Consider the following 1,648-nt stretch of genomic DNA (forward strand, 5'->3'; position numbering starts at 1 on the left):
ACGCCCATGAAGGTACTAGTACCTGTCAAGCGCGTGATTGACTACAACGTGAAAGTTCGTGTGAAAGCGGACGGGACCGGTGTCGATCTCGCGAACGTCAAAATGTCGATGAACCCATTCGATGAGATTGCAGTCGAAGAGGCCATCCGTTTGAAAGAAGCCGGTAAGGCCGACGAAATCGTCGCGGTCTCCATCGGTGTGAAACAAGCCCAGGAAACGCTGCGCACCGCGCTGGCGATGGGCGCGGACCGCGCCATTCTGGTTGTGGCCGCAGAAGATGTGCATCAGGACATCGAGCCGCTGGCCGTGGCCAAGATCCTGGCCAAAGTTGTCGAAGAAGAGCAGCCGGGCCTCGTGCTCTGCGGCAAACAGGCGATCGACAACGACATGAACGCCACCGGTCAGATGCTGTCTGCGCTTCTGGGCTGGTCCCAGGCGACCTTCGCTTCTGAAGTGGACATCGACGGCGACAAAGCCGTGGTGACCCGCGAGGTGGACGGCGGTCTACAGACCATCAAAGTCAACACCCCAACCATCATCTCGGTCGACCTGCGTCTGAACGAGCCGCGCTATGCGTCTCTGCCAAACATCATGAAGGCAAAGAAAAAGCCGCTGGATGAGAAAACCGCTGCCGACTACGGCGTCGACACCTCCTCGCGTCTGGAAATCGTGAAAACCTCTGAGCCTTCTGAGCGTGCCGCAGGCATCATGGTCGGCTCCGTGGATGAGCTGGTTGAGAAACTCAAAGAAGCGGGGGCTGTGTAATGGCTGTTCTTCTTCTCGCAGAAGTAACCAATGGCGAATTGGCGCTGGACGCTACCGCCAAAGCTGTCACCGCAGCCAAAGCGCTGGGTGATGTAACCGTTCTGGCCGCAGGCGCATCCGCCGCGGCCGCGGGCGAAGCTGCCGCGAAAATCGATGGTGTTGCCAAGGTTCTGGTTGCTGAGGATGCGTCCCTTGGCCACCGCCTGGCCGAGCCAACTGCCGCGCTGATCGTTTCGCTCGCAGGCGACTACAGCCACATCGTAGCGCCCGCCACCACCGACGCCAAAAACATCCTGCCACGTGTGGCGGCGCTGTTGGACGTGATGGTGCTGTCGGATGTGACCGGCGTTGTGGACGGCGACACCTTTGAGCGCCCGATCTATGCGGGCAACGCGATCCAGACCGTGAAATCGTCTGACGCCAAGAAGGTCATCACCTTCCGGACCGCAAGCTTTGACGCGGCAGGCGAAGGCGGCGCAGCCTCCGTTGAAACCGCGGGCGCAGCTGAAAACCCGGGCCTGTCTGAGTGGGTTGAGGACAAGGTTGCCGAGAGTGACCGTCCTGAGCTGACCTCCGCTGGTGTGGTTGTCTCCGGTGGCCGCGGTGTTGGCTCTGAGGAAGACTTCAAAATCATCGAAGCGCTGGCCGACAAGCTGGGTGCCGCTGTTGGGGCCTCGCGCGCTGCGGTAGACTCCGGTTACGCACCAAACGACTGGCAGGTGGGTCAGACCGGTAAGGTTGTGGCTCCTGAGCTTTACATCGCAGCAGGGATCTCCGGCGCCATTCAGCACCTTGCGGGCATGAAAGACTCCAAGATCATCGTTGCGATCAACAAAGACGAAGAAGCGCCCATCTTCCAGGTGGCCGACTACGGTCTGGTGGC

At 60.3% G+C, this 1,648-nt stretch carries 2 protein-coding genes; both read left to right on the forward strand.

What is annotated here, in order from left to right; all coding sequences use genetic code 11:
- Positions 1-6 precede the first annotated feature (6 nt).
- On the forward strand, positions 7-765 hold the full coding sequence (locus J7382_RS19825; RefSeq protein WP_209070716.1) for an electron transfer flavoprotein subunit beta/FixA family protein: 759 nt from the start codon (positions 7-9) through the stop codon (positions 763-765).
- Positions 765-1,648 (forward strand): FAD-binding protein (locus J7382_RS19830; RefSeq protein WP_209070715.1); only part of this gene is annotated, 884 nt, incomplete at its 3' end. The genes J7382_RS19825 and J7382_RS19830, both read left to right, overlap by 1 nt.

Origin of the sequence: Shimia sp. R11_0, from assembly GCF_017744035.1 — a bacterium.
In the GTDB taxonomy this organism is placed as follows: Bacteria; Pseudomonadota; Alphaproteobacteria; order Rhodobacterales; family Rhodobacteraceae; genus Shimia; species Shimia marina.